The organism is Geobacter argillaceus (assembly GCF_007830735.1).
In the GTDB taxonomy this organism is placed as follows: domain Bacteria; phylum Desulfobacterota; class Desulfuromonadia; order Geobacterales; family DSM-12255; genus Geomobilibacter; species Geomobilibacter argillaceus.
This window is the reverse complement of sequence record NZ_VLLN01000004.1, coordinates 21,992-40,912: the sequence shown is the minus strand read 5'-3', so window position 1 is coordinate 40,912 and position 18,921 is coordinate 21,992. Positions and strand designations below refer to the sequence as shown.

The window sequence follows — 18,921 nt, the reverse complement described above, 5'->3', positions numbered from 1 at the left end:
TATTTTAGATTACAAATGAAGGAGAAGTTATGGCAATCCGCAAAACAGCAGGATACGCCTGGAACCTGATCAGCCTTGTCGGCATGATCCTGGCGTTGACCGCAACCGGCCTGATCATCGGCTTCGTCGCCCTTGAGGTGATTACCGGCGTAGAACACGCCTACCTGGGGATCATGACCTATTTCATCTTCCCGGGAATGCTCATCTTCGGCCTTCTACTGGTACCGATCGGGGCATGGCGGGTACGGAACCAGCGACGTCAGGCAGTTATAGAGGGGATGGTTTCTCTTGAAGAGGAGATCCCGAAGTTTCCCCGCCTCGACCTGAATGAACCGGCCAGACGGCATCTTTTTATTTTCTTCGTTGTAGCAACCGCCGTGTTTGTGGTCATAGTCGCAGTTGCTGCCATTAAGGGGTATGAATTCACCGAATCGACCACATTTTGCGGCGAGCTCTGCCATCCGGTCATGACTCCGGAGCACACCGCCTGGAGCAACTCCCCCCATGCCAAGGTAAAATGCGTCGAGTGCCACGTCGGCCCCGGAGCTGCCTGGTACGTGAAAGCAAAGATCTCCGGCATGAAGCAGCTCTACGCCGTAGTCTTCCACACCTACCCGGAAACCATTGAAACGCCGATCGAAAACCTACGCCCGGCCCGGGATACCTGCGAACATTGCCACTGGCCGGCAAAATTCTATGCCGGACGCCAGAAAAACTTTTACCATTACGCCCCTAACGAGCAAAACACGCCGCGGGAAATTGACCTGTTGATCCGGATTGGCGGTACCCCCAAGACTCCTAACGCCATGGGCATCCACTGGCACATCGGCCGGGAAGTTCACTATATCTCCCGCGATCCGAAGCGGCTGGACATCCCGTATGTCGCCGTTAGCGGTAATGACGGCAAGATCACCGAATACATGAGTACCGACAACCCGCTCACCAAGGAGCAGATTGCCAGCAGCAAGAAGCGTCTCATGGACTGCACCGACTGCCACAACAGGCCGACCCATATCTACCATTCACCGGCGGAAGAGATGGATATGAACTTCGTCTCCGGCCATATCGACCCATCGCTCCCCTATATCAAGAAGGTAGCCGTGGAGATTCTGAACCGGCCATACAAGACCAAAGAGGAAGGATTCGCCACCATTGCCAGCGAAATTCCGGCCTACTATGCCAAGCAGTATCCTAAAGTCGCCCAGGAAAAAGCTGCAGCCATCAATCAAGCAGTTGAGCATGTGAAGAATGTTTACGAGCGCAACTTCTTCCCGGCCATGAAGGTGAAATGGAGCACCTACCCGAACCACATCGGCCATTTCTATACGCCGGGCTGCTTCCGCTGCCACGACGGCAAGCACAAGAATGCCGAAGGCAAAGTCATCTCCAAGGACTGCAACCTCTGTCATACCATCCTGAAGCAGGTTCAGGAGAACGTCCCAGCCGGTACCACGCCGAAGAACTTTGTCCACCCGGTGGATATCGGCGACGAAATAAACAGGACCAACTGCAGTGACTGTCACATGGCAGAAGGTCACGACGTCCCTGGAGAGGGAAAAACCGCTGAGCACGGTGAAGCCAAGAAGCACTGACCCGCTTCCCGAAAAGACGTACAGCCAACACAAAAGCAGCCCCCGGAGATCATCCGGGGGCTGCTTTTGTGTGCTACGTATTTAAAACGGCAGCATGAATCATATTCAGATGCTCTGGCACCCCCGCGACGAGATGCCGAGCTTCTTCATCAGTGCCTGGAAATTGGGGCGCAGCATGCCGGTTTCCTCGGCTGCCCTGGTGATGTTCCAGTCATTCCGCTCCAAGGCCTGCAGAGCAAAAGCCTTTTCCAGGGGCTCAATGGTCCGCTCCTTGAGAAGTCGCTTGCTTTCCTTCAACTGGTCCGCTGTATACGGCACGTAGTTGCCTGAACGGGGAAGGGTTGCTTCCTCATCGAGAAGCTCCAGATCGGCTCGCCGTATAATCTCACCCTCAGCAAGGACCACGGCGCGCTGGATGATATTCTCCAACTCCCGCACGTTACCCGGAAACTGGTACTGGTCAAGGGCGGCCATGGCATCGGGAGCGAGTCCGCGGACCTCCTTACCCATCTCTTCTGCATATTTTACCAGAAAGTGCCGTACCAGTAACGGCAAGTCCCCTTTGCGGTTCCTCAAGAGGGGCATTTCGATGGGAATGATGTTGAGCCGGAAGAAGAGATCTTCCCGAAATGTACCGTCTTGTACCAGGACACGCAAATTTCTGTTCGTTGCAGCCACCAGACGGATATCAACGGGAATCGGGCTGGTCCCGCCAATCGGGGTAACCTCCCGCTGCTGAAGCACCCTGAGCAGCTTTGCCTGGGTGGTCAGGCTGATGTTGGCCACTTCGTCCAAAAACAGGGTACCACCGTCTGCCACCTTGAACAGACCAGTCTTGGTCTGAATCGCCCCGGTGAATGAACCTTTGACATGTCCGAACAGTTCGCTCTCCAGCAGGTTTTCCACCAGCGACGTACAATCCACCGCCACAAACGGATTGTTCCGCCGTTGGCTGTTGGCGTGAATGGCCTTGGCCACCAGCTCCTTACCGGTTCCGCTATCGCCGGTCACCAGCACCGTGCTGTCCGTCGGGGCGACCTGCATGATGCGGCGGTAAACCTTCTGCATCTCCCGACTCTCTCCAATGAAAAGGCCAAAGCCATGGGAGTCCTTTAGCTCTTTTGTCAGGTAGGACTCGTCCAGACTGGTCGTGCTCGTTTCCAGGGCACTGATCACCTTGGCAAGAATCTCCTGCGGCTTGAACGGCTTGGCAATGTAGTCCGCAGCTCCGTGTTTCATTGCCTCCACTGCGGTCTCCACCATGGCGTACCCGGTGATCATGATGACCGGGATGTCGGGACGAAGCGACCGGAGGGTCCCGAGAACCTCCATGCCACTCATGCCCGGCATCTTAAGATCGGTAATCACCAGATCGAAATCGACCTCCAGAAGCCGTTCCAACGCCAATTGCCCGCTGGCACTGGTCTCGACCATAAAACCTTCGCCTTCAAGTATACGGCGGAGCCCCTCGCGGATCACCGCCTCATCGTCAACCACCATTATGCGTACAGTTCCCATTCTCTTCTCCCTGCGTCAGCGGGTATAAGGCTCCACAATTTATTGTACTTAGCCTACCACATAACTGAACATTTTTTAATCATTATTTTCACACCATACAGCCAGAACTGGCTGATTTGTCATGACAGAAGCGCTTGCCGATTCGTTTCAACTCAGGTGCATGATTTATCATACACTCACAAAAATTCAAAAAACTGCGCAATTCAAGCTGGTTGAGAAAGGGTATCCCTCCCTGCCCCACCCCCTCACCTAAATTCCTGTATACATTACAGATACACACGAACCTTCATTCCGCCTTTTCCTCCGGATGTTCGAACAAAATAACAACTTGTTTTTCATTTAGTTATATTTTTTTAATAAATAAATTATTGCACTGGTATGATCACTGCTAAGGATAAGACCAATGGGTAAGAATTTTGGGGTGAGCGGGAGGACGTCATGAAAAGGTCTCTTGTCAACACGATAGCGATTACCCTGGTTCTCGCGGCAAACGCCTTTGCGGATGGCAGCACCAACGACCAGGGAGGGTGGCTGTGGACCCTGTTTATCGGTTTTGGTGCCCTGATTATCGTATTTCAGTTAGTTCCCGCCACCGTGCTCTTCGGCTCCATGCTGAAAGGGCTATTTTCGGCAACAGCAAAGAAGACCGCCATGGCATCGGCTGACAAAGATGAGCAGCAGGAGTAACAACAACTCCAACCTGTCGGGAACCCGGCACATGAAGGGAGCTGCCACCATGGAAGGACTGATGATTGCCGAACAGGACATCGATGTCCGCAAGCAGATCGCTGATCTATTGATAGATGCGGGTTATACCGTAACCGTGACAAGCTCCGCAGCCAACGCTCTGCATGGAATCCTGAAAAGGACGGCACAGATCGTCATTCTCGGCAACGAATTCGACGAGTTAGCCGCCGGAGACCTGATTCCGCTCCTGAAAAAATGCAATAGGGACCTGACCATCATCCTGGTATCTGACGAAATCCCCCTTCCGGCCATCCGCAAGGTCCGCCGTGAAGGGATCTTCTACCACGCACTGAAACAGGATACGGATGAGATTTGCCAAGCGGTTCAGTGCGCAGTTCAGAACATGAACAACGATCACGCGGCCCATCGCTAGGATGAGGCGCCTAACCAAGGGGAAATAGGGAGGATGCCATGAAAACCACAACTCCGGGAAACACTATGGCAATGCTTATCGGCTCCGCATCTACAGCGTTTGCGGCAACCGGGGCTCGCGAAGACAACAGCGGCCTGTTCGTTTGGATTTTTCTGGGATTTTGCGCCTTGATCATCGTTGCCCAGCTCGTTCCGGCAATAATGGTCGCCCTTGGATTTGCCAAGGCCTTTGGCAAGCAAAAGGAAGAAGTTCCCCAACCAGTTAACAAATAGGTGGCGAGAATATTCAACGGGGGTTGCCATGATCAAGCAAATTTTAACCTCAGCACTCTTCGTTGCAATGAGCGGCGAAACGGCTTTCGCCGCAGAAGGCTCGGCGAATGGAACATGGGGAATAGCGTTTTGGGTTTTTATCGGTTACTGCTCCCTCATCATCATTCCCCAGGCGTTAAGGGCCTGCAAATTCCTCCTCAATCCAGGGGGGAGAGCGGCGAATAACGGCCATGGAACTCAAGAGCCCCGTGCTGCCCGCGATACCACACGGTAACAACCATCAATAGACACGGAAAAGGAGGGATAACGTGAACATCGCAACCAGCACCATACTGCTCAGCCTGGCGGCACTGATGGCACTCGCGGGGCCGGCAACTGCTGCCAGCCAGCATAATGGGAGATGCTTGAGCTGTCACGGCCAGAAATCGATCGCGGAAAAAGGGGAACGCTTCTACGTGGACCCTGCCAAGTTCGCCGGCACAACCCATGCCGTCATAGGCTGTCCTGCCTGCCACGACAAGGTATCGGCGAATCATCCGTACGATGGTGCAATCCCGTCGAAGGCTACCTGCAAAGAATGCCATGCGCCGGTTCAGGCCGAGTATTCCCGCAGCGTTCACGGCACCAAGGCGGCCTGTGCCGACTGTCACAACCCCCACGAGGTAAAGGCGTCGGTCTCTGTGTCAGGGGATGAGATGAACGCCCACTGTGCACGGTGCCACGACGCCAGGAAAACCATTCAGAGCCACACCAAGTGGCTCCCCCAGGCTGACCTTCACATTGATGCCATGCCGTGTATCACCTGCCACACCGGCTCGAAGAACTATGTCATCACCATGTTCATAGAAAATCGAAAATCTGGTGAACAGCACAGCGAATTCAAGATTGCCACCCGTGAAGAGCTCTCCAGGCTGTTGCCCGCCAACCGCGAGCTCAAGAGCCTGATCGACAAAAACGGTGATGGCTTGATATCCCTCAAGGAACTGAGAAACTTCAACGCTGACGCCCGGTCGAAAGATATGCGACTCTGGGGGATGATGACCCCGGAAGTGGTGACCCACAGCTATCAAATCATGGAAAACCGCTGGGACTGCACCTTCTGCCATGCCTCAGGCCCGCAGGCAATGCAGACCAGTTATGTATCCTTCCCCGAAAAGGACGGCTCGTACACCCGGGTGGCCGTGGAAAAAGGGGCCATTCTGGACATCCTGTACGGCACGCCCGACTTCTACATGCTCGGTTCCACGCGGAGTACCCCGCTGAACATCATTGGAGCCCTGATCCTCGTCGGTGGCCTGATGATGCCGGTTGGCCACGGTACCTTCCGGTTCCTGACGCGCAAAAACAGAAAGGAGCACTGACCATGGAACACAAGGAATATATATACCTCACCCCTATGCCGGTCAGGATCTGGCACTGGCTGAATGCGCTGGGGATCGTCACCCTCTGCGTAACCGGGTTGCAGATTCGCTTTCCTGAGTATGTGAACTTCTTTGGCACCTACAAGGCGGCCATCCGGCTCCACAACACCGCCGGGGTAACGGTTTCCGTCTCCTATGCGCTCTGGCTCTTCTATTACATTTTCGTATCCGGCTCATTGGCCAAACTCTACATCCCGACCATCGAGGACATCAAGAGCGGGCTGTTCCGCCAGGCGTTCTTCTACTTTTTCTCCTACTTCCTTGGGCGGCCAAACCCGCACCACAGCACGCCTGACAACAAATTCAACCCACTGCAGAAGACCGCATACCTCATGATTATGATGGTCCTGCTGCCGCTGGTGATCGTATCCGGATTCCTTCTGATGTACGTGGCCCCCCTGCGAGAACTGATTCTCCTGATAGGCGGCATAAAAACGCTCGTGAGCGCCCACTTCCTCATTGCCTGCTGCTTCAACGCCTTTCTCTTCGTCCATATCTACCTGGCAACCTTGGGCCACACCCCTCTCGCCCACTTCAAACCGATGTGGGACGGCTGGGAAGAATTGGAAGAGCAGCATCATTGACCATCGAACTGATATCCTGCCACAAAACGGCGCTCCGCAGATTTTCCGGAGCGCCGTTTTGTACAGATGAGGAACAAATTAACTTTGACCAATTAACAATAATTACCTATAATCACCACCTATGTTCCAGTCTTAGCAGTTCGTACTAACAGGAGGCAATCATGAAATTTCGCACCATCCTTTCCCTGTCACTATTGGCCATCCTGGTCAGCACAGCCGCCCTTGCCCTCAACCTCAAGGATGTAACATTCAAGACCAAGGATGCCGGGGAGGTGGTATTCAGCCACAACCTGCATATCAGCCAGAAGGGGATGAGCAACAACTGCAAGGCCTGTCATAACGCCATCTTCAACATGAAGAAAAAAGTCCGCCACACCATGGCCGACATGGAAAAAGGAAAATCGTGCGGTGCCTGTCACGACGGCAAGCAGGCCTTCAACCTGAAAGAGTGCTCCAGATGCCACCTGGTCAAGGAGATCACCTACAAGGTCAAGGCAACAGGTGCAACCCGCTTCAGCCACCAGGCGCACCTGCTCGTCGCCCCGGACTGCGGCAGCTGCCACCCGGCCCTCTTCGCCGCAGGTCCCAACAGACGAGTCACCATGAACGAAATGAAGAAGGGAAAATCCTGCGGTGCCTGTCATGACGGCAAAAAGGCCTTTGACATCAGCGACTGCGGCAAATGCCACCCCACCAGGGAAATCACCTTCAAGTCAAAATCGGCCGGCGTCACTCCCTTCAGCCACAAGAAGCACACGGAACTGCGCAAGTGCGATGCCTGCCACACCAAAATTTACGCGATCGGCAAGAACAAGCCGGTCAGTATGGCTGAAATGGGAAAAGGAAAATCGTGCGGCGCCTGCCATAACGGCAAGGAAGCCTTCAGCATCGACAACTGCGGTAAATGCCACCCGGTGAAGGACCTGGAATACAGGATCAAGGGGGCGGGGAACGTCACCTTCAGCCACAATTATCACCTGGGGAAATACAAGACCTGCAACAGATGTCACCCGCGCATCTTTGCGCCCGGGGACAGCAAGCCGGCCTCGATGACGGAGATGGAAAAAGGCAAGTCGTGTGGGGCCTGCCATGACGGCAAAGCCGCCTTCACGGTGCGGGAAAACTGCGCACGCTGTCACAAGGTTTCGTAAGACCAGAGGAGGTCTGCCATGTTCAGGAGTCTGACCACCAGGGCCATCATTCCGGTCACCGTCACCGTTACCGGCTTCGTGGTGGTCTGCTTCTTCCTGCTGTACGGGCTGATGAAGGAAGACGCCACGCAGGATGCGGTGCACTACGAAACAAATCTCGCCGGCACGGTCATCAAGTCAGCCCGCTACAGCATGCTCCGGGACGACCGGGAGACAATGCACACCCTCATCGACAATATCGGCTCCCAGGAGGGGATAGAGCATGTGCGGATCTTCAACAAGAAGGGGCTGATCATGTTCTCCCGGGACCGCGCCGAAATCGGGCGGGCCGTGGACAAGCGGGAAGCCGGCTGCATCGGCTGCCATACCGGACCGGTGCCGGCCACCGCCCTCGGCCGTATGGAGCAGGCGCGACAGTTCGTCAACGGACGGAACGTGCCGGTCATCGCCATAACGGCCCCGATTTACAACGAGCCAGCCTGTTCGTCAGCGCCCTGTCACGTACACCCCGCAAGCCAGAAGGTGCTGGGAACCCTTGACATCGGTCTCTCTGCCATTCCACTCAAAGAGACATTGGCCACCATGCGCTCCCGGATGATAGTCTTCAGCCTCATGGTCCTCTGCCTCACCATCGGTGGCGTAGCTGCGCTGTTGCGTCGCTCGGTATTCATCCCAATCCAGAAGCTCGCCGAATATGCCGCCCAACGGGTGCGAGGAGAACAGGGGGGAGAAATCCCCCGGTTCAACAGCGAACTGGATATTCTCGCCGAGTACATGAAGGTGCAGGAGGAAGATCGGAAGCGGTCAGCCGCCAAGAATCCAGCCACTGGCCCTTGAACAATTCCGGAGGAGCAGGCCCACCCGTATAACCGACCGGAGAGCGCAGAGCCGCCGAATGGAACAGCCAGACACCTTCACCACCAGCCAGGAGCATTCTCAACGGACCGAAAACCAGTCCACCGCTGATCGACGGGCAGCAATCAGGGAAAATATCAAGAGACTGGAACGCCGTGCCAACCACGGCCTGTACATCCTTGCCATTTTTATCACCCTGAGCATTGTGGCCGTACAAAACTTCTCCCTCCTCCCCTCCTTCCCTCCGGCCGTTCTCAAGGCCCTGGGGAAACCGCCTTCCGCGCAGATGATCAGCGCTGCCCTGCTGGTCTACCTCTTCTCCGCCATCATCCTTACCCTGGCGAGAATGATGGAAGGCACGGGCAAAGCCGGCGGCTTCGCCCACCTGGGGTACCTGGCAGCCTTCTACTTCTTCTACCACTTCAGCGGCAACATGGACGTGCACTTCTGGGCGGTCTTTGCCGCCGGCGTGACGATCCTCAGCCTGGAGAGCTACCATCTCTGGCAACACTGCCGGGAAGAGATCCTGAAGGAACGTGCTCTGCTGGCAGAACTGGACAGTCTCACCAGGAAGTCCCGCCTCCACCCGTAACCATGTAAAAACATGAACAAACTACCGGCAAAAAGACATTGACAGGGTGCCGGCAATGCTGTTACCGTACATTTTCGACAAGCCGGCAGCGCGCTGGCTGACATAGAGACGCTAGGGGAGTTCGCAGGAACTGAGATGAGGCTGGCCGGCCTCAAACCCTTTGAACCTGATCCGGATAATGCCGGTGGAGGGAAGCGCGTACCACGTGTATTTCCGGCCGCTTCGCGGCCTTTTTTGTTGGAGACTCTCATGGAGATCATCGTTAACGGAGACCCCCGTTGCCTGGAGGCGGTGTCGATCAGACAGCTTTTGGAAACACTCGACATCGATCCCCGCCGGGTGGCCGTGGAATTGAACAGTGCCATTGTGCCGAAGGGTGACTACGAACATACCCCCCTGAACGACGGTGACAAAATAGAAATCGTCCACTTCGTCGGCGGAGGGTGAAAACAGGTAAAGGAAGCCATATGCCCATACAGAATGATAAACTCGTGATAGCCGGCCGGGAGTTCAACTCCCGCCTCATGGTCGGCACCGGCAAATACGCCACCATGGAGCAGATGGTGCAATCCATCGAGGCCTCGGGCGCCGAAATCATCACGGTTGCGGTCCGGCGGGTGAACATCAGCGACCGGAGCAAGGAATCGCTCCTCGACCACATCGACACGCGGAAATACACCCTGCTGCCCAACACAGCCGGCTGCTACACCGCCGACGATGCGGTCCGCACCTGCCGCCTGGCCCGTGAGGCAGGGATGTCCGACTTTGTCAAACTGGAAGTCCTCGGCGACGAGAAGACCCTCTTCCCGGACAACGAGGAGCTCCTGAAGGCGGCGAAGATACTGGTAAAAGAAGGGTTCACCGTCCTTCCCTACACCAGTGACGATGTGATCATGTGCCGCAAGCTTGAGGATATCGGCTGCGCCGCCGTCATGCCCCTTGGCGCCCCCATCGGCAGCGGCCTCGGCATTCGCAACCCGTACAACATCCGGATCATCCTCGACACCGTCAAAGTCCCGGTCATTGTCGACGCCGGCGTCGGTACCGCCTCTGACGCGGCCATTGCCATGGAACTGGGGTGCCACGGGGTACTGATGAATACCGGCATCGCCGGCGCCAGGGATCCGATCGCCATGGCCGAGGCGATGAATCTGGCCGTCCGGGCCGGCCGCCTGGCCTATCTGGCCGGCAGGATACCGAAGAAGCTGTATGCCTCGGCCTCAAGCCCGATCGAAGGGGTGATCAGCTGAGCCATGTCCACCCCCATCGATTTCACCCTCTACCTGATTACCGACCGACTCCAGACCGGCACGAGGACCCTCCTCGAAGTGGTCGAAGAGGCACTGGCCGGCGGGGTGAAGGCTGTACAACTGCGGGAAAAAGATCTTACCGGCCGTGAGCTTTACGAACTTGCCTTTGACATGAAGAAGCTTACCAGCCGGTATGGCGCTAACCTCCTGATCAACGACCGGATCGACATCGCCCTGGCAGTTGACGCCGACGGCGTGCATCTGGGGAGTGGCAGCATCCCCATCTATCGGGCGAGAAAGCTCCTCGGCAAAAACCGGCTCATCGGTGTCTCCTGCCATAACCAGGTGAACGCCATCACCGCCCAGGAAAAGGGAGCCGACTTCATCACCTTCGGCCCGGTTTTTTACACAGCTTCCAAGGCCAAGTACGGCAAGCCGGTCGGCATCGACAAGCTGGAAAGCGTCTCCCACCTCCTCACTATCCCGGTTTTTGCCATTGGCGGGGTAAACGCCACCAACACGCGGGAGGTCCTAGCCACCGGAGCCACCGGGATCGCCCTCATCTCGGCCATCATAGCCGCACACGAGCCCAGACAGGCGGCCCAGACCCTGCTGTCGCTTCTGCCGGCCGCGATAGTGACTCCATGACAGCCCTTCCCGCAACAGTGCATCCCGAACTGCGCTTCAACTCCTATGGGTTTCAGCTGCGCCGTCGGTTTGGTTACCGGGTCAGCAAAGTCAATGTTGACGGAGGCTTTACCTGCCCCAACCGGGATGGGAGCAAGGGGATTGGTGGCTGCATTTACTGCGACAACAGCTCCTTCTCGCCAGGCAACACCCAGGCAACGGTTCCGATAGAAGAGCAGCTGGCCGCCGGCATGGCCTACCACCGGCACCGGCTCGGCAGCGAAAGATTCATCGTCTATTTCCAGAAATTCACCAACACCTACGGCCCGGTGGAGCAACTAAGAGACCTTTACACCCGGGCGCTCGCCCACCCGGATGTCCTCGGCATCTCGGTCGGCACCCGCCCGGATGCCCTTTCAGACGAAGCCCTGGACCTGCTGACCGGGCTGGCCGAGAGCCATTACGTCTGCCTGGAACTCGGACTGCAATCCATGGACGACGCCATCCTCGGCAGGATAAACCGGGGGCACACCCTGGACGACTATCTGCAGGCCGTGTCGCGGGCAGCGGGACGGGGAATAGAGCTCTGCACCCACTTGATCTATGGGTTTCCGGGCGAGACCCGTTCCGGTTTTCTGAAAACCGCCGAACTCCTGGCCGGATTGCCGATCAGCTCGGTCAAGCTCCACCAGCTTCACGCCGTCAGCGGGACGCGTCTGGCGGAGCTGTACGCGCGCCACGAGTTTATTCCCGTTACCCACACCGAATATGTGGCCACGGCATGTGACTTCCTGGAACGGCTCCCTGCCGGAATCAGCGTCCAACGCCTCTACGGATCGGCCCCCCTGGCCATACGGATTGCCCCCACCTGGAACCTGAAAAATAATCAGATGTGGTATTCCATCGTGCACGAGCTGAAACGCCGCGGCACCTGGCAGGGATGCCGCCATGCCGAAAGTGCCAGCCAATCGGCGGACAAACGGCAGACGCTTGACGTTGCCAGCCAGAACTGCCGGGAATGTGCCGCATGACCAAGCGCTTGTTTACACTCTCCCTGCTCCTGACCGGCGTCGGCTTGATCTTGTCAATACTCTCGGCAACCGATCTCTGCAATTTCGGCGGCTGCACCGAGGCCCACCAGTACCGATTCCACAGAGTCACTCTGCCGATTTTGGGCATGGTCTACTTCGGCCTACTTGCCACTGCCCAGATCCTCTCCTCTCGGCTGGCGCTCGCCGGACTCACGACAACCTTACTGCTGGCCGGTGGCGCCGGAGCGGAACTGACCATGATCCACCTGCAAAAAAACGTCATCAAAGCTTGGTGTCCCCTCTGCCTCGGGATTGCGGGAGTCGTCTATCTTCTCTGCATCATGAGGACATTCAGATATTTTCGGGAACTCGGGAGGAGCTCTGTCATGAAAAAACGTCTGTTCGCCAACTCTCTGCTGGTAGCCCTCGTCGCCCTGGCCGGCTTTCTGATCTCCTTTACCGGCATCATGAAAATGGATGCCACCGCCGATCAGCACGATTTTTCCCTCGGCAAGCCAAAGGGGACGGTTGAAGTATACGTCTTCTCCGACTGGTTCTGCCCTGTCTGCCAAAAGGTTGAGCCGGTCATCGAAGCGGCGTTCCCCACCCTGTCCCAGAAGGCGAAGGTCACCTTTGTGGACAAGGCAATCCACCCCGAATCGATGAACTTCGTCCCGTATCACCTCTCCTTTGCCGTCAATGAAAAGGAGAAATACCTGCAGCTCCGCAGGGTCCTCTTTGCCGTGGCCAGAAAAACCAAGAACCCCACCTTGACAGACATCACATCAGCCATCGCCCCTCTGAAGGTCACCTACAAGCAGCTGAGCTTCATGGAGGTGACCCAGCAGATGGGGAAATTCCAGGCCCTTTCCGGACAGTTCAAGGTTAACGCCACTCCGACCATGGTCTTTTTCAACACCAAGACCAACAAGTCAAAAGCGCTCGTCGGTGGAAACGAGATTACTGCCGATGGGATCGTAAAAGCGCTAAAAAGCGTGGAGTGACATTTCTCCACAAAAAAGCCCCGGCCTTTGGTTGGGGGCTTTTTTGTGGAGAATCGGCAATCACGGCCCCACGAATCATCCCCACATCTTTCAGACCTTATTGCCCCCCCTCACGGCCCGTCCTCCTCGCAGACGATCAAACACGCATACAACTATCTCATACCCATGCCTATCACCAGCTCCAAAGCAATAACATCATCAACACAACTACCTTAATTGACTAGCCTTGCACAGGCGAAAAAATAATAATATTGTTATAAATTTCTACATCCACACGCATTTTTTGTTCAAGTTCTCTTTCAGCAACCCGATACAAGCTCCATACTTAATGAGAACAAAATATCCAGGGAATCGATTCGTCTGGCTGTCACTACGCGACCTCAGCAAGAACTCAACAAGGAGAACCTGACGTGAAGAACTTTCTATTGCACATGAAGATGTCGAACAAGCTCATGCTCTCTTCAGCCGTCAGCCTCTTTTCCCTCCTGTTGCTCGGAGCTGTCGCCTACAGCGGGCTCCATACCCAGACTAAATCCATCAACGATATTTACAATATCAGATTCAAGACCTATGAAACGTGCGCAAACCGATTCGGCGATATATCCCAGGCCAACACAGGCCTCTACAAACTGATCAGCTGGACCGGCGCAAAATATGACAGCAACAAGGTCAGCGAGCTCGGCCAGGAAGTGCAGAGGACACTAAAGGAATCAACCGCCAGCCTGGTACAACTGCAGAAAGCGCCGGGCACCAGTGCCGAGGAGAAGAAACTGCTCCAGCCTATCCTCGCCAAGCTGAACGAATACGACAAAAGCGCCAATGACCTGATAGACATGCTGCAAACAGACCTGAATGCCGCAACCATGTTCATGGGGAGCACCGAAGACGCATTCCGTGACATCAAAGCGAATTTTGACAAGCTGCTGGTCCTGGAAAAGAGCCTGAGCAACGATCAGTATGCAACCGCCATCGCCAGCTCTAACCGGACCAACCTGATAGTCATCACGGTTCTGATCGTCGCCTTCATCCTTTCGTTCACCATCAGCACCTTTTTGCACAAGATAATTCTGGCTCCCGTGCGGGAAACCGTTGCCGGGATCGAGCGTGTTGCCGCCGGAGATTTCACCAGGAAAATCGATGTCGCCTCAAGGGACGAGGTCGGACAGATGGCAGGGAATTTCAATCAACTATTGGAAAAGCTGAACAGGATACTGAGGGAAGTTGCCGAAACCTCGACCAAGGTGGCAGTGGCGGCAAACCAGCTCCGCAGCACCTCGGAGCAGATGGCCACCGGTACCGAGCAAGTGGCAACCCAGGCAAGCACGGTTGCGACTGCAGGTGAGGAGATGGCTGCCACTTCCGATGAAATCGCCCAGAACTGCAATCTGGCCGCGCAAAAAGGCAACGAAGCCAACCTGTCCGCCCGTTCAGGGGCAACAGTTGTCGAAGAATCGGTCAAGGGGATGGAAAAGATCGCCCTGCAGGTCAAAGCATCGGCGAAGACCATGGAGACTCTGGGGCAGAGATCCAATCAGATCGGCGAGATCATTGGCACCATCGAAGACATCGCCGACCAGACCAACCTGCTGGCCCTGAATGCCGCCATCGAGGCGGCCCGGGCCGGCGAGCAGGGACGCGGTTTCGCCGTGGTTGCAGATGAAGTGCGGGCACTTGCCGAACGTACCACCAAAGCAACCAAAGAGATCGGCACCATGATCAAGGCGATCCAGCTTGAGACGGAAAATGCCGTCGGAGCAATGGGGATAGGGGTCAAGGAAGTCGAAGAGGGGACACAGCGAGCGGCGACATCCGGCCAGGCGATCCAGGACATATTGAACCACATCAGCGAGGTTACCATGCAGGTGAACCAGATAGCCACCGCCGCGGCTGAACAGACTGCGACCACGGGCGAGATCAGCAACAATATCCAGCAGATAAACCAAGTGGTGAATCAGACCGCCAGGGGTGCCCAGGAAACAGCCTCGGCCGCATCGCAACTATCGCACCTGTCGGGCGAACTGCAGCAACTGGTCGCACAGTTCAAACTTGCAGCCTGAAGAGAATATTATTCAACGCACCTGCCAATTGAGTGGGGCAACAACAAGTAAACAGAAAGGGAGGACACGCATGAAAAAGTTCATCAGTCTGATGGTAGCAGGGATGGTTATGTTGGGTACACTCGGGGTTGCCTGTGCCGGGGATAAGGAGGACGCCAAGGCGCTTGTCAAGAAGGCCGCGGCTTTTTTGAAGGAAAACGGCAAAGAAAAGGCATTTCCCGAGATCAGCAACCAGCATGGCAAGTTCGTCAAGGGTGAACTGTACGTTTTCGTTTTTGATCCCAAAGGGGTTATGTTGGCACATGGCGCCAACGCGAAACTGATCGGCAAGAACCTGTATGACCTGAAAGATCCTGATGGAATTTATTTTACGAGAGATATTTTAAACGTTGCGAAAAAGGGCGGGGGGTGGACTCCGAAATATAAGTTCACCAATCCGGCGACCAAAAAGATCGAGAACAAAGTGACGTATGCCGAGCCTGTCGGCGACCTGACCGTAGCGTGCGGGGTTTACGAATAACAGCCGACCAGACAATTAACTGTAGCACGGAACACCAAGGCGACCGATGATCACCTTGGTGTTCCGTCGTAACATCATCGCCTCATCTGAGTTCTGCCCCCATCCTTCTCAACTTACCCATTACCTGCTTATGCTGCCATCCTGAACCTTCCCACCAGCAATTTAAGCCTTTCCGCCAGCTCAGCCAGATCATTCGCCGAAGTGGCACTCTCCTCCGCCCCTCGGGCAGTTTCCTGGACTACCCGGGTAATTTTGTGAATGTTGCCGCTGATCTCTCCGATTGTAGCCGTCTGCTCCTCGGCTGCCGTGGCTATCTGGTTCACCTGTAAGGTTACGCTGTTAATTTGTTCCAGTATATCATTCAAAGCCTGGCCGGATTTGGCAGCGCCGTCTGTTCCCTTTTCAACCTCCACCACACCCTCTTCCATAGACCCAACCGCCCCTTTAGTCTCTACCTGTATGGCGCGGATCATTTCACCTATCTCTCGGGTAGCCCTGGTGGTCCGCTCCGCCAGCGCACGCACCTCATCCGCAACGACGGCAAACCCTCGCCCCTGTTCGCCCGCTCGGGCTGCCTCTATTGCTGCATTCAGAGCCAACAGATTAGTCTGGTCAGCAATATCTTCAATGGTACCGATGATCGCACCGATCTGGTCGCTCCGGGTGCCAAGATTTTGCACGGTGGCAGCCGACTCCTTGACCCGCTCGGCAATGCGGGACATCCCTCTGACATTCTCCTCGACGACCGTAGCTCCCACATCCGCAGTTTCAGTTGCCTGTTTCGCCCCTTCAGCCGCGGAAACACAGTTGCGGGCAATCTCGGTAGAGGTGCACGCCATCTCCTCGCTGGCAGTTGCCATGGTACCGATCTGAAGCGACTCCGCATCGGCATCAGCCGCCATCTGGCCGGCCGATACCCTTAGCCTCGAGGCGTCGCATGCCACCTCCTCGGCAACCTGTTTTACCTTGCTCACGATATCCCTGAGACTGTCCACCATATTCCCCATCGCCGTGAGCAGTTGCCCGGCTTCTCCCCCTGCCATGGTCCGGATTTCAATGCTTAAGTCTCCGTCGGCCAGTCTGTTGGCAATACTTACGGCATCACCAATCGGGCGGGATATGCTTCGCGTAATTCCGATGGCAAAGGCTGCCAGAACCAGCAAGATCCCAACTCCGAAAAAGAGGTTCCACCACAAAAACGATTTTTTCATTGCATCGAAATAGTCCGCCACGTTGGTACCGGGGACGACCCAGAGTTTCCACGGTTCGATATATCTGTAGGCAACGATCTTGTCCTGCCCAGTGGTCTTGGCGGTGTACTGGTATGTCCCGCCTTCTTTATGGCTGCGAATGAAGTCGATATGCTTCTGTCCGGCAAGATTTTTCCCCTCATCCTTCTTATGCACAACAAGAGTTCCCTGCTCGTCGAGCAGGAAGGCATAGCCGCTCTTCCCTATTTTTATCTGGTTGAAGAGCTTCTTAAACGCGGGGTCCTTGTACGAATCGGGCTTAACTGAGGCTATATAGGTCAGGTTTCCCTGCAGCGCATCCGCAACTGATGCTATATCCGCCTCCATTATGGTCTTTACCTCATGAACAGCAATGAAGTACGAGAAACCAACACAAAAACCGACCGATAAAAAAGCAATCAAGGAAAACATCACCAGCTTGGCCTTGATTGTTTGAACTTTCAGCATCGTTGAATCTCCCCTCATAAAGCTTGTGTGGTAATTTCTCACAAATGATATTAACCTATACCAACCCATCTGCAAGCCAACAATTCTTTTACACCAGCCCCTCAGCACCCTCTTTCCCTCTGCACCAGATTGGGGTATTATCCGCTACGGCACAACGACGCCTGATCTGCCCACACTATTTCGCACCAAGGAGCACGCGTGAAAAAGGATATCAGAGAAAAAGGGGCCATCCTGCAACGGGACCGGGAAACCTACGCCATTGCCCCCCACATCCCCGGCGGCATCACCACCACCGCAACCCTGCGGAAGATCTGCGACGTGGCCGACAAATACAACCTGCAGATGAAACTGACATCGGCCCAGCGGATCGCCCTGTTCGGCGTGAAGGAGGAGGAGATCGACGCGATCTGGGACGAACTGTCGGAAAAGCCCGGCGCAGCCATCGGGCTCTGTGTCCGGAGCATTAAGATCTGCCCCGGCACCACCCAGTGCAAGCGAGCGGTCCAGGATTCGATCTCCCTGGGGCTCAGGATGGACGCCATCTACCACGCCATGCCGCTGCCGAACAAACTGAAGATGGGGGTTTCCGGCTGCATGCTCTCCTGCGCCGAGGTAGCGATCAAGGATATCGGCATCATGGGGACCCCCAAGGGGTGGCGGATACTGGTCGGGGGAAACGCCGGCCCGCGGCCGCGGCTGGCCGACCTGCTGGTCGAGACACCGGCCGATGAGGCGGCGGTGCTCGCCGTTGTTGAGCAGATCCTCGACTGGTACCGGCAATCGGGGCGGGAGGTCCGTATCGGCACAATTGTCGAGGAGATGGGGATCGAGCAATTCCGCGACGCAGTCCTGGGGAAGCAGGCCACCAGCGCTGCCTAACGGTCGCAGCAGACGTTTGCTGGCGATGAAAAAAGGCCGCAGCAATGCGGCCTTTTTTCATGTGAGTCTACTAAAACAACTTTGTCGCTTTCAGCGCCGCATGAGACCTCTCTCAATTGGCCTAGCCATGATACTTCGATACAACATTTCTATGAGTGTGGTCACAGTGTTACCCACACGCCGCCATACTGGCGAAATCAGCGTGTAGGAAAGAGATGCCATGCCGATTGAGCCCATCATGTCAAGGGGGAAATGCACTCCGAGAAATACGCGGGACCATGCTACAGCCATGCCGGTGACCAGCGTAAGTATCCCCGCCAATACCTCGCCACCAAACAGTAAACTAATGCCGATACCGACAAATACCGTCATATGATCACTGGGGAACGATGAATCCGCTACATGCGGTACCCATGTATGCCCCAAACCGATCATAAAGGGTCTCGGATGCTGCCACGCCAGACCGATAAGCTGGTTAATCCCCACACCCAGCATGGCGACAAGACACGCTTTAAGTGCCAATGATCGCTTCGCCTCACTGCCCCATAGCCAATATATGATCAGCAATGCCGGGATTATGTAGATAAGGTCATCGGCAACCACCTTTGCTACCCCGATGGCCCACGGAGCGGTGTCCGGTAATGCATTGATCTTTAGGAAAAGCGCACGATTCAACATTTCTATCTGTTCCATGTAGCCATTCTTCCTTCTGTTTGACTAACTTCCTTGAGGAGTTGCCTACTGTGCCTAC

20 protein-coding genes, 2 pseudogenes and 1 riboswitch are annotated in these 18,921 nt (G+C 55.6%); of the genes and pseudogenes, 18 read left to right on the top strand and 4 right to left on the bottom strand.

The annotated features are described in order from the left end of the window. The first annotated feature begins 29 nt into the window (after nucleotides 1-29). Nucleotides 30-1,592: a cytochrome c3 family protein gene (locus JN12_RS04260; RefSeq protein ID WP_145018701.1), complete on the top strand. Its 1,563-nt coding sequence runs from the start codon at nucleotides 30-32 to the stop codon at nucleotides 1,590-1,592. A 105-nt stretch (nucleotides 1,593-1,697) separates the two neighbouring features. On the opposite strand, the gene JN12_RS04255 is transcribed toward JN12_RS04260, so the two are convergent. Beyond that, complete coding sequence (locus tag JN12_RS04255; protein WP_145018698.1) at nucleotides 1,698-3,110, bottom strand: sigma-54-dependent transcriptional regulator; 1,413 nt, start codon at nucleotides 3,108-3,110, stop codon at nucleotides 1,698-1,700. Nucleotides 3,111-3,548: 438 nt separating this feature from the next. On the opposite strand from JN12_RS04255, the gene JN12_RS04250 reads away from it, so the two are divergent. From JN12_RS04250 to JN12_RS04175, 16 genes are all read left to right on the top strand, one after another. Further along, nucleotides 3,549-3,797: a hypothetical protein gene (locus tag JN12_RS04250; RefSeq protein WP_145018695.1), complete on the top strand. Its 249-nt coding sequence runs from the start codon at nucleotides 3,549-3,551 to the stop codon at nucleotides 3,795-3,797. A gap of 49 nt (nucleotides 3,798-3,846) precedes the next feature. After that, nucleotides 3,847-4,230, top strand: coding sequence for a response regulator (locus JN12_RS04245; protein WP_145019236.1), 384 nt, complete (start codon nucleotides 3,847-3,849; stop codon nucleotides 4,228-4,230). Between the two features lie 38 nt (nucleotides 4,231-4,268). After that, nucleotides 4,269-4,502, top strand: a complete 234-nt coding sequence (locus JN12_RS04240; RefSeq protein WP_145018692.1) for a hypothetical protein — start codon at nucleotides 4,269-4,271, stop codon at nucleotides 4,500-4,502. A gap of 28 nt (nucleotides 4,503-4,530) precedes the next feature. Beyond that, nucleotides 4,531-4,776, top strand: a complete 246-nt coding sequence (locus JN12_RS04235; RefSeq protein ID WP_145018689.1) for a hypothetical protein — start codon at nucleotides 4,531-4,533, stop codon at nucleotides 4,774-4,776. Nucleotides 4,777-4,810: 34 nt separating this feature from the next. Continuing rightward, nucleotides 4,811-5,863: a cytochrome c3 family protein gene (locus JN12_RS04230; RefSeq protein ID WP_246125746.1), complete on the top strand. Its 1,053-nt coding sequence runs from the start codon at nucleotides 4,811-4,813 to the stop codon at nucleotides 5,861-5,863. A 2-nt stretch (nucleotides 5,864-5,865) separates the two neighbouring features. Then, entirely contained in the window at nucleotides 5,866-6,507 is a 642-nt protein-coding gene (locus tag JN12_RS04225) for a cytochrome b/b6 domain-containing protein (protein ID WP_145018686.1), read from the top strand. A gap of 161 nt (nucleotides 6,508-6,668) precedes the next feature. Continuing rightward, nucleotides 6,669-7,658, top strand: a complete 990-nt coding sequence (locus tag JN12_RS04220) for a cytochrome c3 family protein (RefSeq protein ID WP_145018683.1) — start codon at nucleotides 6,669-6,671, stop codon at nucleotides 7,656-7,658. An 18-nt stretch (nucleotides 7,659-7,676) separates the two neighbouring features. Beyond that, nucleotides 7,677-8,495, top strand: a complete 819-nt coding sequence (locus tag JN12_RS04215) for a HAMP domain-containing protein (RefSeq protein ID WP_145018680.1) — start codon at nucleotides 7,677-7,679, stop codon at nucleotides 8,493-8,495. A gap of 58 nt (nucleotides 8,496-8,553) precedes the next feature. Then, complete coding sequence (locus tag JN12_RS04210; RefSeq protein ID WP_145018678.1) at nucleotides 8,554-9,105, top strand: menaquinol oxidoreductase; 552 nt, start codon at nucleotides 8,554-8,556, stop codon at nucleotides 9,103-9,105. A 103-nt stretch (nucleotides 9,106-9,208) separates the two neighbouring features. Beyond that, nucleotides 9,209-9,315: riboswitch (TPP riboswitch) on the top strand. Nucleotides 9,316-9,354: 39 nt separating this feature from the next. Continuing rightward, on the top strand, nucleotides 9,355-9,552 hold the full coding sequence (gene thiS / locus JN12_RS04205) for a sulfur carrier protein ThiS (protein ID WP_145018675.1): 198 nt from the start codon (nucleotides 9,355-9,357) through the stop codon (nucleotides 9,550-9,552). A gap of 20 nt (nucleotides 9,553-9,572) precedes the next feature. Further along, the gene (locus tag JN12_RS04200; RefSeq protein WP_145018671.1) at nucleotides 9,573-10,355 is read left to right on the top strand and encodes a thiazole synthase; all 783 of its coding nucleotides are present in this window, start codon (nucleotides 9,573-9,575) and stop codon (nucleotides 10,353-10,355) included. A 3-nt stretch (nucleotides 10,356-10,358) separates the two neighbouring features. Next, nucleotides 10,359-11,003, top strand: coding sequence for a thiamine phosphate synthase (gene thiE, locus JN12_RS04195; protein WP_145018668.1), 645 nt, complete (start codon nucleotides 10,359-10,361; stop codon nucleotides 11,001-11,003). Further along, nucleotides 11,000-12,013, top strand: a complete 1,014-nt coding sequence (locus JN12_RS04190) for a TIGR01212 family radical SAM protein (protein ID WP_145018665.1) — start codon at nucleotides 11,000-11,002, stop codon at nucleotides 12,011-12,013. Before thiE ends, JN12_RS04190 begins: the two co-directional genes overlap by 4 nt. Continuing rightward, a complete protein-coding gene (locus JN12_RS04185; RefSeq protein ID WP_170241842.1) occupies nucleotides 12,010-13,017 on the top strand; it encodes a thioredoxin fold domain-containing protein in 1,008 nt (335 codons plus the stop codon). Before JN12_RS04190 ends, JN12_RS04185 begins: the two co-directional genes overlap by 4 nt. Before the next feature lie 410 nt (nucleotides 13,018-13,427). Next, a complete protein-coding gene (locus JN12_RS04180) occupies nucleotides 13,428-15,074 on the top strand; it encodes a methyl-accepting chemotaxis protein (protein ID WP_145018659.1) in 1,647 nt (548 codons plus the stop codon). Further along, nucleotides 14,983-15,594, top strand: coding sequence for a cache domain-containing protein (locus tag JN12_RS04175; RefSeq protein ID WP_281287712.1), 612 nt, complete (start codon nucleotides 14,983-14,985; stop codon nucleotides 15,592-15,594). The genes JN12_RS04180 and JN12_RS04175 overlap by 92 nt, the downstream gene beginning before the upstream one ends. Before the next feature lie 128 nt (nucleotides 15,595-15,722). On the opposite strand, the pseudogene JN12_RS21310 reads toward JN12_RS04175, so the two are convergent. Beyond that, a pseudogene (locus JN12_RS21310) lies at nucleotides 15,723-16,760 on the bottom strand (methyl-accepting chemotaxis protein); the annotation flags it as partial. Nucleotides 16,761-16,808: 48 nt separating this feature from the next. Next, a pseudogene (locus JN12_RS21305) lies at nucleotides 16,809-17,171 on the bottom strand (Cache 3/Cache 2 fusion domain-containing protein); the annotation flags it as partial. Nucleotides 17,172-17,489: 318 nt separating this feature from the next. On the opposite strand from JN12_RS21305, the gene JN12_RS04165 reads away from it, so the two are divergent. After that, nucleotides 17,490-18,170, top strand: coding sequence for a nitrite/sulfite reductase domain-containing protein (locus tag JN12_RS04165; protein WP_145018649.1), 681 nt, complete (start codon nucleotides 17,490-17,492; stop codon nucleotides 18,168-18,170). A 90-nt stretch (nucleotides 18,171-18,260) separates the two neighbouring features. Here the strand turns inward: JN12_RS04165 and JN12_RS04160 are convergent, their stop codons facing one another. After that, entirely contained in the window at nucleotides 18,261-18,863 is a 603-nt protein-coding gene (locus JN12_RS04160) for a phosphatase PAP2 family protein (RefSeq protein WP_145018646.1), read from the bottom strand. Between the last annotated feature and the right edge of the window lie 58 nt (nucleotides 18,864-18,921).

Coding starts and splice junctions, on each gene's coding strand:
- JN12_RS04225 (WP_145018686.1), top strand. CDS start 5,866: ATGGAACACAAGGAATATATATACCTCACCCCTATGCCGGTCAGGATC.
- JN12_RS04250 (WP_145018695.1), top strand. CDS start 3,549: ATGAAAAGGTCTCTTGTCAACACGATAGCGATTACCCTGGTTCTCGCG.
- JN12_RS04235 (WP_145018689.1), top strand. CDS start 4,531: ATGATCAAGCAAATTTTAACCTCAGCACTCTTCGTTGCAATGAGCGGC.
- JN12_RS04220 (WP_145018683.1), top strand. CDS start 6,669: ATGAAATTTCGCACCATCCTTTCCCTGTCACTATTGGCCATCCTGGTC.
- JN12_RS04260 (WP_145018701.1), top strand. CDS start 30: ATGGCAATCCGCAAAACAGCAGGATACGCCTGGAACCTGATCAGCCTT.
- JN12_RS04160 (WP_145018646.1), bottom strand. CDS start 18,863: ATGGAACAGATAGAAATGTTGAATCGTGCGCTTTTCCTAAAGATCAAT.
- JN12_RS04200 (WP_145018671.1), top strand. CDS start 9,573: ATGCCCATACAGAATGATAAACTCGTGATAGCCGGCCGGGAGTTCAAC.
- JN12_RS04215 (WP_145018680.1), top strand. CDS start 7,677: ATGTTCAGGAGTCTGACCACCAGGGCCATCATTCCGGTCACCGTCACC.
- JN12_RS04190 (WP_145018665.1), top strand. CDS start 11,000: ATGACAGCCCTTCCCGCAACAGTGCATCCCGAACTGCGCTTCAACTCC.
- JN12_RS04255 (WP_145018698.1), bottom strand. CDS start 3,110: ATGGGAACTGTACGCATAATGGTGGTTGACGATGAGGCGGTGATCCGC.
- JN12_RS04185 (WP_170241842.1), top strand. CDS start 12,010: ATGACCAAGCGCTTGTTTACACTCTCCCTGCTCCTGACCGGCGTCGGC.
- JN12_RS04240 (WP_145018692.1), top strand. CDS start 4,269: ATGAAAACCACAACTCCGGGAAACACTATGGCAATGCTTATCGGCTCC.
- JN12_RS04210 (WP_145018678.1), top strand. CDS start 8,554: ATGGAACAGCCAGACACCTTCACCACCAGCCAGGAGCATTCTCAACGG.
- thiE (WP_145018668.1), top strand. CDS start 10,359: ATGTCCACCCCCATCGATTTCACCCTCTACCTGATTACCGACCGACTC.
- JN12_RS04245 (WP_145019236.1), top strand. CDS start 3,847: ATGGAAGGACTGATGATTGCCGAACAGGACATCGATGTCCGCAAGCAG.
- thiS (WP_145018675.1), top strand. CDS start 9,355: ATGGAGATCATCGTTAACGGAGACCCCCGTTGCCTGGAGGCGGTGTCG.